The following is a 13,269-nucleotide window of genomic DNA, read 5'->3' as shown; positions in this document are numbered from 1 at the left end:
CACACCCCCGCTCACCCACATTGTCAGGATCACGAAATCATGAAGATCGCAGTCATAGGCGCCGGCCTCATCGGCCAGGCATGGTCCATCGTATTTGCCCGAGGTGGCCTCGATGTCGCCCTCTGGGATGGTGACCCGCGAGCGCTGGAACGTGCGGATGAAATGGTGCAGCAGCTCACCGACAAACTGCAGCGCTCCGGTCTGCTGGCCTCCAGCACACAGACCCAGGCAAGGATCCGCTGTGTACCGACCCTGGAAGAGGCCCTTGCCGAGGCGGGATACGTGCAGGAATGCTTGCCGGAGTCCGTCGAGATCAAGCAGGAGATTTTCGCCCGCATGGACGCACTGACCCGTCCCGAGGCGATACTGGCCAGCTCCACATCCAGCATCGCGGCTTCGCGGTTCACCGAAAGCCTGCCCGGCCGTGCCCGCTGCCTGGTGGCACACCCGGTGAATCCGCCCTACCTGATTCCAGTCGTCGAGCTGTGCGGCGCGCCGTGGACGGATCCAGCGGTGATCTCGAAAGCGCATGACCTGCTGACGCAAGTGCAACAAACCCCCATCATCGTCAAGAAGGAAATCAAGGGCTTCATCCTGAATCGGCTGCAGGGCGCCGTATTGCGGGAAGCCTTCCGTCTCGTCGAGAACGACTATGTGTCGGTCGAGGATCTGGATCTGACCATCAAGAACGGCCTGGGATTGCGATGGTCATTCATGGGGCCGTTCGAAACCATCGATCTGAATGCCCCTGACGGTCTGCAGGATTATTGTGAACGATACGGCGGCATCTACAACGAACTGGCGTTGGAACAGACGGACACCACACCGTGGTCTGACACGCTGATCCACGCTCTGGACGCCGAGCGGCGTGACATCCTGCCGCGCGAGCAACTCCGGGAGAGGCGGGTCTGGCGCGATGAACGCCTGATGGCCCTGCTCAGGCACAAGGCAGGCAAGGATTGATGCCACCCGCGCAACGCCCGCATCCGCTGAACGCATATCAATCACGAATTTTTCAAGGAGCATCACCATGGCAAGCAAGAAGAAGGCCATCATCAGCTGCGCCGTCACCGGCGCCATTCACACCCCCAGCATGTCACCCTACCTGCCGGTCACGGCCGAGCAGATCGCCGATGATGCCATTGCGGCCGCACAGGCCGGCGCTGCGGTCCTGCACCTGCATGCGCGCGACCCGAAGGATGGCAAGCCCACTCAGGATCCGGAGTTCTTTCGCCCGTTCCTGGAGAAGATCAGGCAGGCCACCGACGCAGTGATCAACATCACGACGGGTGGCAGCCCGCACATGACGGTCGAAGAACGCATGCAGCCCGCGATGACCTTCAAGCCCGAACTGGCGTCGTTGAACATGGGTTCGATGAATTTCGGACTGTTCCCCATGCTGAATCGCTTCAAGACCTTTCAGCACGACTGGGAACGCCAGCACCTTGAAAACAGCCGTGACCTGATCTTCAAGAACACGTACAAGGACATCGAGGCCATCCTGCGCAAGGGTACCGAAAATGGCACGCGCTTCGAGTTCGAATGCTACGACATCAGCCACCTGTACAACCTCGCACATTTCATGGACCGTGGCCTGGTGCAGAGCCCGCCGTTCATACAGTCCGTGTTCGGCATTCTGGGCGGCATCGGCCCCAACCCCGAAGACCTAATGCACATGCGTCGCACGGCCGACCGACTGTTCGGCACCGACTACCAGTGGTCCATCCTGGGTGCTGGCCGCAACCAGATCCCGCTGGCCACCATCGGCGCCGCCATGGGCTCGAACGTGCGCGTCGGGCTCGAGGATTCCCTGTGGATGGGGCCCGGTGAGATGGCGCACTCCAACGCCGATCAGGTGACGCGCATCCGCACGATCCTGGAGGCACTGAACCTCGAGGTGGCCACGCCCGATGAGACCCGGGCGATCCTGCACCTGAAGGGGGGGGACAAGGTCGCTTTTTGATTTGGCTTTTCAAGGGATGTTCCTGCGACCGACAAATAGCTGAAACTGCAGTATTGTATTCTTGGAAATATCGATTTCGTGGCATATCATGCCGAAACATGATGACCACACCATCCGAATCGGCACCACATCCCAAAAAGCGTACCCTATAATGAACTCGTGCGGGCCCGGTCACCGGGCCCGCCAGCCATCACCAAGGAGACCCCTCACCCCCCTCACCAGCAGCATCAGAATTCAATAAAAACCAGGCCCGTACAAAAAGGGCGACTCATCGGAGGATCTGACATGCCCAAGCTGAACCCATCGCCGCTGCTGCGGCCACTGGCATCCCTGTTCATCGCGGTTTCCGCATCCGCCTACTGCGTGGGCGCGGCGGCAGCCAGCTACACCATGAACATCAACTACCTGTACCCATCGGACATCATGTCCAACGAGCAGGCGGCAGCACTCACACACTTCAAGGCGCTGGTCGAATCGGCCACCAACAATGATGTCGAAGTCAAGCTGTTTTCCAACCTGCAGCTGGGCTCCGAGGTCGAAACCACCAAGCAGCTCAAGGACGGCGTACTGGTCCAGTCGACACTGATCTCGTCGGGGGCCATGTCGTCGTTCTACAAGCCCTATCAGATCACGTCCACGCCATTCCTGTTCACGGATTACGCGACGGCCTGGACATTCTATGATTCGCAGTGGTTCGCCGACTTCATGAAACCCATGATCAAGGACAGGGGCATTCGTTACCTGGGCACGTTTGATGACGGCGGCGGCTTCGTGGCGTTCACCAACAACAAGCACCTGATCAAGACGCAGGACGATCTCAAGGGCCTGAACATCCGCGTCGAGCAGAATCCGGCGGCCGTCGAGATCATAAAATCGCTGGGGGCCAGCGCCACGCCGCTGGCCTGGGGCGAGGTGCAGACCGCCCTGGCCACCAACCTGGTCGACGGCCAGTACAACGCGCCGGGCACGAATGCGGCCTTCAAGCTGTGGGACGTCACCAAGTTCACCACACTGGCCGGGCTGGTCTACAACACGACCAGCTGGCTGGTGAGCGAGAAATGGTTCTCCAGCCTGCCCGACGACTACAAGGCGGCCATCGTGCACGCCGCCCGCGAATCGGTATTCCTGGGCCACGGGGTGTCGGCATTGGTGTCGCTGTACGGCTGGCAGCAATCCTGCCAGCACTTCGAGCAGTGCTACATCCTGCCCACGGCCGAGCGCGAAAAATGGAAGGCTGTTGCGCGACCGGCCTACAAAGAGTGGATCAGCGGCAGCTTCGGCATCCCGGCCGCTGATGTCGAGGCGTTCTGGGCCCAGGTCGATCAGGTGGCCAAAGAGATCGCCGAGGCCGAGGGCCCCTTCCTCGAATAGGCACACATAGCGCATCGCACACCGGTTTCCGTAGCCGGTCGCGATGCTTCACCATACCTGCGGCCGGTCACCCGGCCGCAGCGCACGGGACCTTCCCCATGCCATCTCCAGCCGTCCGCATCAGCGATGCCGCCAACCGTGTCGTGATTGTCCTGGCCGCGTTGCTGCTCACCGTCATCTTCGGCATCACCATTCTCGCAGCGGGCTACAAATACACGACAAACACCTCACTGACCTGGGCCATAGGCATCAACCAGGTCCTGCTGCCATGGGTGGCAGCCCTGAGCACCACGGTCGCCCTGAAATACGGCGAACACATCGCCATGTCCTTCCTGGTCGATCGGGTTCCGGCCCGCGTGGCTGCGTTGCTGCGCCACGTCAATTACGTGCTGGTGGGCCTGCTGGGGATCCTGCTGCTGGTCTACGGCTATGAATTCATGCTGTCGTCCGACCAGATGATCATGATCTCGAGCTCGCTGCAGATTTCCGGGCGCTGGCCTGCCGCTGCGCTACCGGTCACCGGCCTGGTCTATTGCATCCACTTGCTGGCCGGGCCACAACTGCTGGCCACGCATTCCATCGTCGAGGAACTCGAACGGGAGCTCACCCCATGACTGCAGCCCTGACCGCGTTCGCGGCGTTCCTCATCATCGGCGCCCCCATCGGCATCGTCATGATTTTCGGGGCACTCTCCGGGGTTCTTGGCCTGGGGGGCCTGAACCAGCTGATCATCCTCCCGTACCAGTTCTTTGCCGGGATCTCCGATTACGTCCTGATCGCCATCCCATTCTTCATCCTGACCGCCGAACTGATGAACCGCTCGCAGCTCACCAGCCGCCTGGTGGACTTCAGCAACAGTCTGTTCGGCACTGTTCCGGGCGCGCTGTCGCACATCAACGTCGTGGTCAGCATGCTGTTTGCGGGTATCACGGGCGCAGCGGTCACCGACGCCATTGCCATTGGCAAGACGCTGATCCCATCCATGAAGAAAGAAGGCTACAGCGCGGCCTACTGCGCTGCGGTCACGGCAAGCGGGTCGATCATCGGCCCTATCATTCCGCCCAGTATCGTGATGATCGTGTATGCCTCGTCGATGCAGAACGTGTCGGTCACCGCGCTGTTTGCGGCCGGCGTGATCCCGGGGCTGCTGATGGCACTGTCCCTGCTGGTGCTGAGCTTCTGGATCTCGGTGCGCAGGAACTACCCGCGCCATGATCCCATCCGCCTGCGCCGCATCCTGCAGACCGGCCTGCGGGCCGCGCCCACCATGGCCATTCCCATCGTCATCCTGGGCGGCATCCTGTTCGGCATCACGACCGTGACCGATGCCAGCGCCCTGGGTGCCCTGATGGCCCTGCTGCTGGGTACGGTCATCTACCGGACCCTGACGCTGCGCGACATCTGGGAATCCGTCGTTGCGACCATCTCGTTCTCGGGCGTGGTCTTCCTGCTGCTGGGCGCGGCCACCCTGCTGGGCTGGCTCATCACGCGCAGCGGCCTGGCGGCCGAGTCGGCCCACTTCATCGCCTCGCTCAGTTCGAACCGAACCATCGAGCTGTTCATCGTCGTGGCGTTCCTGATCGTGCTCGGGATGTTCATCGATGTCATTCCGGCGGTGGTGGTGGCCGGGCCGGTGCTGGTGCCCGCACTCATCACCCTGGGTTTCGACCCTTTGCACGTCGCCATGGTCATCATCCTGGCCCTGAACATCGGCAATCTGACCCCGCCGGTAGGCATGTCCCTGATGACGACGGCGCGCATCAGCAATGTGCCCTACGAACATGCCATCCGCGAAGTCATCCCCTTCATCTTCAGCCAGATCGTCATCGTGCTGCTGGTCTGTCTGCTGCCGGGCCTGGTGATGTGGCTGCCCAGGGTCCTGGGCATGTGACAGGCTGGCACAATACCCAAATCGAACTCGGGACGGAGCCCGCGCACCATGCTGCTTGAACACACCACCAAGGGCATTCCGCCCTACGCCTGCGTCGATGCACAAGCCATCGCCCACCAGCGCTGGAATCTCCTGCATGAGGATCTCGACCTCCCGGTCTGCGTCCTGGATCGCAGCGCCCTTGAAAACAACCTGGCATGGATGCAAAGCCTGGTCGACGACAAGGGGGCCCTGTTCGCCCCCCATGGCAAGACGACGATGAGCCCGGAACTGTTCCAGATGCAGATCAAGGCAGGCGCCTGGGCCATCACGCTGGCCACCGGGCATCAGGTCCGGGTGGCGCGGGCCTTCGGCATCCAGCGCATTTTCTACGCCAACCAGCTCGTGGGCGGGCCCCTGATTCGGTACATCATCCAGGAAATGCAGGCCGATCCCGGCTTCGAATTCATTTTCCTGGTCGATAACGAACAAAACATCCAGGCCATCGAAGCGCAGGCGCAGGCCATGGGCCTGGACAGGCGTCTGCAGGTGCTGGTCGAACTGGGCTATCCGGGCGGGCGCTGCGGCTGCCGTACGGCAGACGAAGCCCTGGCACTGGCGGCCCGCGTTGCCGCCAGCCCCGTCCTCGATCTGATCGGCATCGAGGGGTTCGAAGGCTATATCCACGCCGGCCCCGGCGAATCACAAGCCGCCCTGATCCGGGCATTTCTCCAGTCGATGGTCGATCTGATGCACGCGTGCCACGAGGCAGGCCATTTCGCGCCTGGCCAGACGCTGTTCTCGGTGGGCGGATCGGCCTTCTATGACCTGGTCTTCGATGAAACCGATGTGGGCACGCTGCCGGCCGGCACCCGGGTGCTCACGCGCAGCGGGTGCTACCTGACGCACGACGCAGGCCTGTATCAGCGGTACTTCAGCGAGATCATGGCCCGCAATCCGGCCATCGGCCAGCGCGGCCATGGTCTGTTGAATGCCCTCGAGGTCTGGGGCTATGTGCTGTCGCGCCCCGAGCGCGAAAGAATCATCGTCAATGCAGGCAAGCGCGACATCTCACCCGATGACCTGCCCGTGGTGCTGGGCATGGTGCGCTTCGGCGAGTCGGCGACAGGCCCGCTGCCCCTGCCCGGGCACAGCGTGGTCGACCTGAACGACCAGCACACCCACATCCGCTGCCCGGCCGATTCGCCCGTGCAGGCCGGGGATGCCATCCTGCTCGGCATGTCGCATCCCTGCCTGACCTTCGACAAATGGCGACGCATCCTGGTTCGAAACGATGCCCACGACATCGTGGGTGCGATATCGACCTGGTTCTGAGCATGACCCGCAGCCTGGCCCGACTCAGCCATGCGGTCGGATCGGGCCCAGCCGAGATCCTGTCGATGCGCCCCGGCGGCTTGTCTTCGCAGCAGCAGGCCCCGGCAGCGACTTGCCACAGGTCACCGGATCAGCGCCAGGCACATTTTCCTGCGATCGTCGTCTCGAATGGAATAACAGTAGGCGCTCCTGGAAGTCAGCACTGCCAGGCAGAAGTTCCTTTCATCCTGGTGCCTGACTGCATGGCAGTATGCCGATCGCCCCGTTGTGCGCGCCAGGCAGATGTTTTTCTTGTCCTGATTCTGAATCGCGTGGCAATCGGCCTCTGCAGCCAGGGCAAGTGACGTCAACAGACAGCCCCCGAGCACCCCTGTGGCCAAGGCTTTCATGGCGTTTTTCATTGGTCTGTGCACCCCCTGACGAGCATGAGATTTGAACGACATCCATATGCGGCATTGCTGCCGATATCCAACACTTCTTGCTGCAATGAATTGACATCCTCCCCTCCGTCTCGCTGATGCTCGGCACCCAAGGGTGCAAAGAAAGGGGATTCCTGCTGTGTTCAGCCCGACAGGGCTGGCTCACTTCGGTGGGTTCCTGAGTAAGCGCTTGCGGCGCAGCGCGGCTTCATGCCGCTTGAAACTGCCCAGCGGCGCGTAGAACGCGCGGTCCGAGAGCGTGGCACACGCTGCGCTCGCCGCCGGCCTTGCCGCCGGCGTACGGGCCACTGCACGACAGGATTTTCGCGCTGTATACCGCTAACGGTCATATAGCGCGAACTGATTGCCGTCAGCTTCCTCGTCACGCTAGGGGGTCATATCGGTGCCGAGGATGTCCATCCATAACCTACCCAAACAACATCGTTCATACGCCCTCAGAAAACATCTGATGCATGATCGGTCATTGGGCCACCGCTGACAACCTCAGCATTGCAGGCGCAGGCGACAGGCGTCAATGGCAGATTTGATCTCCTGTGCCATCATCTGCCTGATCGGAGCGCGCTCAAACCGCTCGCCCAATGAACTTGCCTGCAGCAACATCCGGTCGATAGCCTCTTTCGCCCGTTTCGTCGGGACGCCACCTTCCTTCGCCAAGCGCAACAGATGCCGACGTTCGATGGCAGCACCTTCACCGCAAACGTCCAGGTGGTGCTGGCCCATCGGGCCTTCGCTGAAGGTCAGATCGAATGCCGGCGCCAGACGCCAGCGCCGGTCACGCCCGAGACGCCAGGCGAAGTTCTTGGGGTGGTCATCACGATTGCGGAACAGCACATTGAAGACTGCTCGCGTGTAGGCTTTCTCGACTTCGCGTTCGTCTCGTGTCAAAAAGCGGGTAGCCCGCAGAAGGGCAGTGTAGTCGGTTGCGCCAGGTAATCGGAAATCCACCTGCAGCAATCCAGCCAGACTCTGCATCGGGACACGTTGCCCACCCTCCCGGTCGAAGCGCGCGACGCCGAAGGCGGCCAGTTCAGGACCAAGGTCGAACCAGCGGCTTTCGGGTACATCCAGTCCGCAATCACGAGCCAGCTCGGCATAGAGCTGCTCGATGGCACAGACTTCCTTGTGTTCGTTCCGCGCCGGAAACTTGACCAACCAGGGACTGCCGGGCGCATCCGAGCGAGTGCTGACGTGACCCGTCGCGACGTCGTACTGCACCAACGCCTTGGGTCGGGCCCCTTGGGGCGAACCGCCGGTGAGCGCGAGTTCACGCAGGGTGGCACCCGCCTCGCCCGCAAGCGCCAGCCGGCTTTGCTCGGCCAGCGCCAGCAAGGACCAGTCGGGCTCCTGTACACCGGCCTCGCTTGCCGGAACGAAGCGTAACGCGCCCATGGCGCGCTCACCAATGAAGGCCAGCCGGTCCAGCGGCCGGGGATGACGCAAGCCCTGTTGACGGAACAGGCGATCCATCAGCAGCAAACCCCAGCCGTCAGGCAGGCTGTCGGCGATCAAGCCAGGGAGTCGATGCAAATGGGCCGGAAAACTTCCGTAGGCATCTGCACGCAGCTTGAGGTGCAAGGGTGACAGTTCCAGATCCTGATCCAGGGCTTCGGGGGAATATTCGAAGAGCAGGGATTGACCGTCATCAGCCAGGCGCCCCAAGGGCCAGTCTTCTCCCCAGCCGCAATAATGCACAGTAAGCAACTTCATGATGTTTTCCTGCGCGGCGCACGCTGGCGTCGGCGGGCAAGCTCAGCCTGCTCCATCTGGGCGATGGATTGCCGTTTGAGTACGAATAGATCGTCCAGCTCCCCCTGCAACCCAAGCGCCTGCGTGACGCGGATCAGTGTTTCCAGCGAGCACTGCCCGTCAGTTTCGAGTTTGCGCAACGCCCCCAACGACAGCCCGGCCATTTGCGCCAGTTCGCGCTGCGTAAGCGACTGGGCAAGCCGCTGCTCGCGTAAACGAGTACCCAAGGCCTGTAGAATTTCTGTGAAAGTTGCGAGATTAAAAGTCGATTCCATAACTCTTAATGACATGAGCACTATTTAAGTGACATTGTAATGCTCTTTATCTGCTCTTGAAAATAAGTGACTGGGATAGCGGACGCGAGCGATCAGGCAGTGACCATCGTATCGTTACGTCAACTTTCGTGAGTCGGGGGTGCTGCGGCCATGTGTCGACAGGCAACCGCCAGACACAAGCACGGTTTGTCTGTGAAGTGAGCGATGCAGCAAGGTCGCCAGCAGCAGGAATCCTCTTCCTTTGCGCCTTTGCGTGCCGAGCATCAGCAAGAGAGAGAAGAAGATGTCGAACAAAAGATGATCGCGTAGACGGTTGGCCCAAAAAAAGGCGCCCCCGAGAACGTCAGGTACGATGTGGTCGATGACTTTGGCAGGCTGATGGAAATCGTGAAGTAGCCCTTCACCGATGCAATGCAGATGCAATTTGCAGAGACGTTTCGAGGTGCGCAATTGCGCCGCATGCGCCATCCTGCACACATGACGGACAACGAGGATGCGCGTGATGCCCTACACAACTGACGCCGAGCGCTGGCAGGCCGTGCAGCAGCGCGACACGCGCGCTGTGGGTGCCTTCTGGTATGCAGTGAAATCAACCGGCATTTATTGCCGCCCGGGCTGCCCTGCCCGCCTTCCGGCGCGTCACAACGTGGTGTTCCATGCCACGCCCGAAGCCGCAGAACTTGCGGGCTATCGCGCGTGCCTGCGTTGCCACCCCAAGGCGCCTGCGGCCAGGCACACCACGGCGGTCGTGCGTGCCTGCCGCCTGATCGAGCGCGCCGATACGGCACCAGCGCTGTCCGAACTCGCCGATGCAGTCGGGCTGAGCCGCTCGCACTTTCATCGTGTCTTCAAAGCCGAAACGGGTGTAACGCCGCACCAATACGCTGTTGCATGCCGGGCGGCCCGCGTGCGCAACGCCCTACGCGACAGCGCCAACGTGACGACAGCGATCCACGATAGTGGTTTCAGCTCCAGTGGCCGATTCTACGCCGCTTCGACAGCGCTGCTGGGCATGACACCACATGCATTTCGGGCAGGCGGCACGGGCGAGACCATCCGTTTTGGCGTGGGCGCATGCGCGCTTGGCGCAATTCTGGTGGCTGCGACCGCGCGCGGCGTGTGCGCCCTGTGGCTGGGTGATGATCCGGATGCGTTGGTGCGTGAACTGCAGGATCGCTTCTGCAGTGCGCACCTGGTGGGCGGCGACCCGGAATTCGAGCACTGGATGGCGCTTGCCGTCGCTTCGGTGGAATCGCCGTGCATGGGCCAGGACTTGCCACTTGACGTGCGCGGCACCGCCTTTCAGCAACGCACCTGGCAAACGCTGCGCACGATCCCTTTCGGTGCCACGGCAAGCTACGCCGAGGTCGCTGCACGGCTCGGCATGCCGCGTGCGACGCGGGCTGTCGCCAACGCCTGCGGCGCGAACCCCGTGGCCGTGGTCATCCCCTGCCACCGCGTAGTACGCCGCGACGGCGCGCCCGGGGGCTACCGCTGGGGCGTGGCACGCAAGCAGGCGCTGCTCGCACGCGAGCAGCCGGCGGACGATTCCGCCGAGCTTCCACAGCACCTTGATCGCACCTCATCGTGAAGCATACCCATCTGGTAACGACGGCCGGGCGACCGGGAACTGCACTGCTGTGCGTGCTGCTCGTGGCGCCCTTCATGGCACAGATCGACGCAACCATCGTGAACGTCACGATTCCGTCCATCCAGGCGGAGTTCAGGGCCAGCAGCGCGGTGCTGCAATGGGTGGTGGACGGATATCTCGTGCCGTTTGCGGTATTGCTGGTCACGTGCGCGCGGCTCGGGCGCATTCATGGTTACCGGCGTATCTACATTCTGGGGTGCACGGTGTTCGGGCTGGCATCGCTGGCGAGCACGCTGGCGCCGAATGGCCCGGTGCTGATCGCCGCGCGGGTGGCGCAAGGGGTCGGTGCCGCGCTCATGTACCCGCAGGCACTCACCGGGATTCAGCTGAATTTCGAGGGCAAGGCACGCACCCACGCGGTGGCGCTGCTGGCGATGGCACAGTCGGTCGGCGCCGTAGGCGGGCAAATCCTGGGCGGCGTGCTGGTGGCGTACGACCTTGCGGGTATCGGCTGGCGCGCGATCTTCATCATCAACGCCCCGATCTGTCTGGCCGCGACCCTAGGGGCGTGGCGCTACCTCCCGGATGCGCAGCGCCAGAGCGCGCCCCAGACGCTCGACGCCGTGGGGGTGGGGCTGTTGTCGATCAGCTTGCTGCTCCTGGTGCTACCCCTCTCGCTTGGCCACAGTGCGGGTTGGCCGCCACTTGCGTGGCTGGCGCTGGCGGCGTGCATCCCTGCATTTGCGCTCTTCCTGCGCAGCCAGGCGCGTGGCCGCAATGCAGCCCCCTTGGTCGATCTGGCATTGCTGCGCCGCCCGACGGTGTATTTTGGTGTGCTGGCGTTACTGGTGACCAGCGGCACTTATTACGCGCTGCTGTTCACGCTGGCGCAGTACCTGCAACGCGGCGCCGGGCGCAGCGCATTGTTCTCCGGCCTCATTCTTGTACCGTGGGTGGCGGCGTTCGGCCTGGCAGCGCACTTGATGCGCCTGGCGACGCCACCCCTGGCACCGCGACTGCCATTGATTGGCTGTATCGTGCTGGCGCTGGCATATGCAGCACTGGGTGTGAGTCTCACGTTCGCGCCCGGGGCCGACGCGTTGCTGGCCGCCCTGCTGGCGCTGGGCGGACTTGGGTTGGGGCTCAATTTCAGCGCGCTGATCGTGTATTTGACCAACGCAACGCCCGTCGCCCAGGCCGCCGACATGAGCGGGCTCATCACCACGACGGCGCCGGTGGGTGGTGCCGTGGGCGTGGCGACGCTGGGGTCCTTCTACCTGGCACAAATGGGGGTGGGCGCAGTCCCGGCATTTGCCTGGACTTGTGCTCTCATGGCGGTCGCTGCGGCGGGCGCGGCGCTGCTGGCACATGCGTCCACACGCAGGCCATGACAGTCGGACCACGATTCCCGATCATCGTCATCGCACGGCTCGTCTGCGTCTGAAACTGAATCTGCCGCTGCAACGCGCCTGGGCGCCACGGTTCATTACCTGCAAACAGGGGTATGTGCTCATGCACCTTTGGGCAACAATTCAGCTTGACCGAAAATATTTCAATTCGACGACGGAGACTTTGGTATGAAGCACGTGCTTGGCAGTCTGGCGCCTTTGGCATTGGCGGGCCTTCTGGCAGGTTGTTCCACGGTGCAGACATCGCATGATTCAACGACAGCGGAAGCCGAATCGCGTAGTTCCGGTTTCATGAATCTTGTCACGAACGATGATATCGAAGTCAAAAACGCCAAGGCGTTCGCCGGCATTCAGGATGTGGTGATCGGCGGCTTCAAGGTGGGTTTCAATGAAAGCAAGACGGTCACAGGTTCGTCCAGGCTGGTGGGTGGCAGAACCACAGGCGAAATGAAACTGGAAGGTATCGATGGTGCAACCTTGCAGCGCATTACCGACCAGGCCTATGAAGACTTTGTAAACCGACTTGAAGCCAGTGGCTACAGAATCCTGCCGCGCGAAACCTTCACCTCACACCCCTTGTACGCCAAGCTCAGCGAGCACGACTTTCCATTCCGTGACGACAATTCATCGCTGTTTTCCTCATATGGTGTGGGCAACTACTACATCCCGACCACAATGGGCAGCAAACAGGTGTTTTTCCCCGACGAGGTCCCACAGTCCAAATCCAGCGACCTGAGTGCAATGTTCAAAAGCACCCCTGGTCAAGGTCTGTCTGCCATAGGCCTGACAGGCACCCTCCAGGAGTTCAGCGAGAAAACCAAAGTGCCCCTGATCAACGTCACCTATCTGGTCGATTTCGCTGCAGGCAGCAGCGCCGGGTTTTCAATGCAGCAGCTCAAGCTTGGGCAACTGATGTCGGTGGATTATGGCGTGCTGGGTCTCACCACGGGTTACGGTGGCACGTTCAGCAGCAACAACGGCAAGCTTGCACTGGGCCAACCAGTGCCATCCGACAAGCCCTTTGCCACCATGGAAGACGAAACGTCCACCGGTTCGCAGGTAGCCGAAGGCGCTTTCAACCTGCTGTTCAAGGGCGGCATACTGGGCGCGGCCGGTGTAGGTGGCGATCATACCCGTACCTACGTATTTCGCACCGAACCTGAAAAATTTGCGGCGGCTGCGCTCGATGTGCTGGACAAGACAAACGAGCTGATGGTAAGCAAGCTGGCGCAATTGCACTGAGCCGGTGGCCATCGTCCACCTGTGCGC

General features: G+C 61.9%; 12 protein-coding genes. 9 read left to right on the top strand and 3 right to left on the bottom strand.

What is annotated here, in order from left to right; translation table 11 throughout:
• The first annotated feature begins 39 nt into the window (after positions 1–39).
• The 6 genes from WCY17_RS05310 to WCY17_RS05285 all read left to right on the top strand — a co-directional run bounded on the left by WCY17_RS05310 (position 40) and on the right by WCY17_RS05285 (position 6,539).
• Positions 40–963 (top strand): 3-hydroxyacyl-CoA dehydrogenase, encoded by a 924-nt coding sequence (locus WCY17_RS05310; RefSeq protein WP_372701135.1) that lies wholly within the window; start codon positions 40–42, stop codon positions 961–963.
• A gap of 67 nt (positions 964–1,030) precedes the next feature.
• Positions 1,031–1,963 carry a 3-keto-5-aminohexanoate cleavage protein gene (locus tag WCY17_RS05305; RefSeq protein WP_372701134.1) on the top strand — a complete coding sequence of 311 codons (933 nt, stop codon included), beginning with the start codon at positions 1,031–1,033 and terminating at the stop codon, positions 1,961–1,963.
• A 285-nt stretch (positions 1,964–2,248) separates the two neighbouring features.
• Complete coding sequence (gene dctP / locus WCY17_RS05300) at positions 2,249–3,334, top strand: TRAP transporter substrate-binding protein DctP (RefSeq protein WP_372701133.1); 1,086 nt, start codon at positions 2,249–2,251, stop codon at positions 3,332–3,334.
• A 98-nt stretch (positions 3,335–3,432) separates the two neighbouring features.
• Positions 3,433–3,948, top strand: coding sequence for a TRAP transporter small permease (locus WCY17_RS05295; RefSeq protein WP_372701132.1), 516 nt, complete (start codon positions 3,433–3,435; stop codon positions 3,946–3,948).
• Positions 3,945–5,225, top strand: coding sequence for a TRAP transporter large permease (locus tag WCY17_RS05290; protein ID WP_372701131.1), 1,281 nt, complete (start codon positions 3,945–3,947; stop codon positions 5,223–5,225). Before WCY17_RS05295 ends, WCY17_RS05290 begins: the two co-directional genes overlap by 4 nt.
• A 48-nt stretch (positions 5,226–5,273) precedes the next feature.
• A complete protein-coding gene (locus tag WCY17_RS05285; protein ID WP_372701130.1) occupies positions 5,274–6,539 on the top strand; it encodes an alanine racemase in 1,266 nt (421 codons plus the stop codon).
• Positions 6,540–7,462: 923 nt separating this feature from the next.
• On the opposite strand, the gene WCY17_RS05280 is transcribed toward WCY17_RS05285, so the two are convergent.
• From WCY17_RS05280 to WCY17_RS05270, 3 genes are all read right to left on the bottom strand, one after another.
• Positions 7,463–8,686 carry a type II toxin-antitoxin system HipA family toxin gene (locus WCY17_RS05280; RefSeq protein WP_372701129.1) on the bottom strand — a complete coding sequence of 408 codons (1,224 nt, stop codon included), beginning with the start codon at positions 8,684–8,686 and terminating at the stop codon, positions 7,463–7,465.
• The gene (locus WCY17_RS05275) at positions 8,683–9,015 is read right to left on the bottom strand and encodes a helix-turn-helix domain-containing protein (protein ID WP_372701128.1); all 333 of its coding nucleotides are present in this window, start codon (positions 9,013–9,015) and stop codon (positions 8,683–8,685) included. Before WCY17_RS05275 ends, WCY17_RS05280 begins: the two co-directional genes overlap by 4 nt.
• A gap of 99 nt (positions 9,016–9,114) precedes the next feature.
• A complete protein-coding gene (locus WCY17_RS05270) occupies positions 9,115–9,468 on the bottom strand; it encodes a hypothetical protein (RefSeq protein WP_372701127.1) in 354 nt (117 codons plus the stop codon).
• Positions 9,469–9,502: 34 nt separating this feature from the next.
• Here WCY17_RS05270 and ada point away from each other — a divergent pair, with 34 nt between their 5' ends.
• The 3 genes from ada to WCY17_RS05255 all read left to right on the top strand — a co-directional run bounded on the left by ada (position 9,503) and on the right by WCY17_RS05255 (position 13,242).
• Positions 9,503–10,591 (top strand): bifunctional DNA-binding transcriptional regulator/O6-methylguanine-DNA methyltransferase Ada, encoded by a 1,089-nt coding sequence (ada, locus tag WCY17_RS05265; RefSeq protein WP_372701126.1) that lies wholly within the window; start codon positions 9,503–9,505, stop codon positions 10,589–10,591.
• Complete coding sequence (locus WCY17_RS05260; protein ID WP_372701125.1) at positions 10,588–11,982, top strand: MFS transporter; 1,395 nt, start codon at positions 10,588–10,590, stop codon at positions 11,980–11,982. The genes ada and WCY17_RS05260 overlap by 4 nt, the downstream gene beginning before the upstream one ends.
• 309 nt (positions 11,983–12,291) lie before the next feature.
• The gene (locus WCY17_RS05255; RefSeq protein ID WP_372701124.1) at positions 12,292–13,242 is read left to right on the top strand and encodes a hypothetical protein; all 951 of its coding nucleotides are present in this window, start codon (positions 12,292–12,294) and stop codon (positions 13,240–13,242) included.
• Positions 13,243–13,269 lie beyond the last annotated feature (27 nt).

The sequence above is a fragment of the Castellaniella sp. genome (assembly GCF_041677825.1).
Taxonomy (GTDB): domain Bacteria; phylum Pseudomonadota; class Gammaproteobacteria; order Burkholderiales; family Burkholderiaceae_B; genus Castellaniella.
The sequence above is the reverse complement of the archived record's forward strand: the minus strand, read 5'-3'. Positions and strand labels throughout refer to the sequence as shown.

What these genes read in the sequence shown, in the direction of transcription:
- WCY17_RS05255 (WP_372701124.1), top strand. Translation starts at nt 12,292, where the DNA reads ATGAATCTTGTCACGAACGATGATATCGAAGTCAAAAACGCCAAGGCG.
- WCY17_RS05305 (WP_372701134.1), top strand. Translation starts at nt 1,031, where the DNA reads ATGGCAAGCAAGAAGAAGGCCATCATCAGCTGCGCCGTCACCGGCGCC.
- WCY17_RS05290 (WP_372701131.1), top strand. Translation starts at nt 3,945, where the DNA reads ATGACTGCAGCCCTGACCGCGTTCGCGGCGTTCCTCATCATCGGCGCC.
- WCY17_RS05270 (WP_372701127.1), bottom strand. Translation starts at nt 9,468, where the DNA reads ATGGCGCATGCGGCGCAATTGCGCACCTCGAAACGTCTCTGCAAATTG.
- WCY17_RS05275 (WP_372701128.1), bottom strand. Translation starts at nt 9,015, where the DNA reads ATGTCATTAAGAGTTATGGAATCGACTTTTAATCTCGCAACTTTCACA.
- ada (WP_372701126.1), top strand. Translation starts at nt 9,503, where the DNA reads ATGCCCTACACAACTGACGCCGAGCGCTGGCAGGCCGTGCAGCAGCGC.
- WCY17_RS05285 (WP_372701130.1), top strand. Translation starts at nt 5,274, where the DNA reads ATGCTGCTTGAACACACCACCAAGGGCATTCCGCCCTACGCCTGCGTC.
- WCY17_RS05310 (WP_372701135.1), top strand. Translation starts at nt 40, where the DNA reads ATGAAGATCGCAGTCATAGGCGCCGGCCTCATCGGCCAGGCATGGTCC.
- dctP (WP_372701133.1), top strand. Translation starts at nt 2,249, where the DNA reads ATGCCCAAGCTGAACCCATCGCCGCTGCTGCGGCCACTGGCATCCCTG.
- WCY17_RS05280 (WP_372701129.1), bottom strand. Translation starts at nt 8,686, where the DNA reads ATGAAGTTGCTTACTGTGCATTATTGCGGCTGGGGAGAAGACTGGCCC.
- WCY17_RS05295 (WP_372701132.1), top strand. Translation starts at nt 3,433, where the DNA reads ATGCCATCTCCAGCCGTCCGCATCAGCGATGCCGCCAACCGTGTCGTG.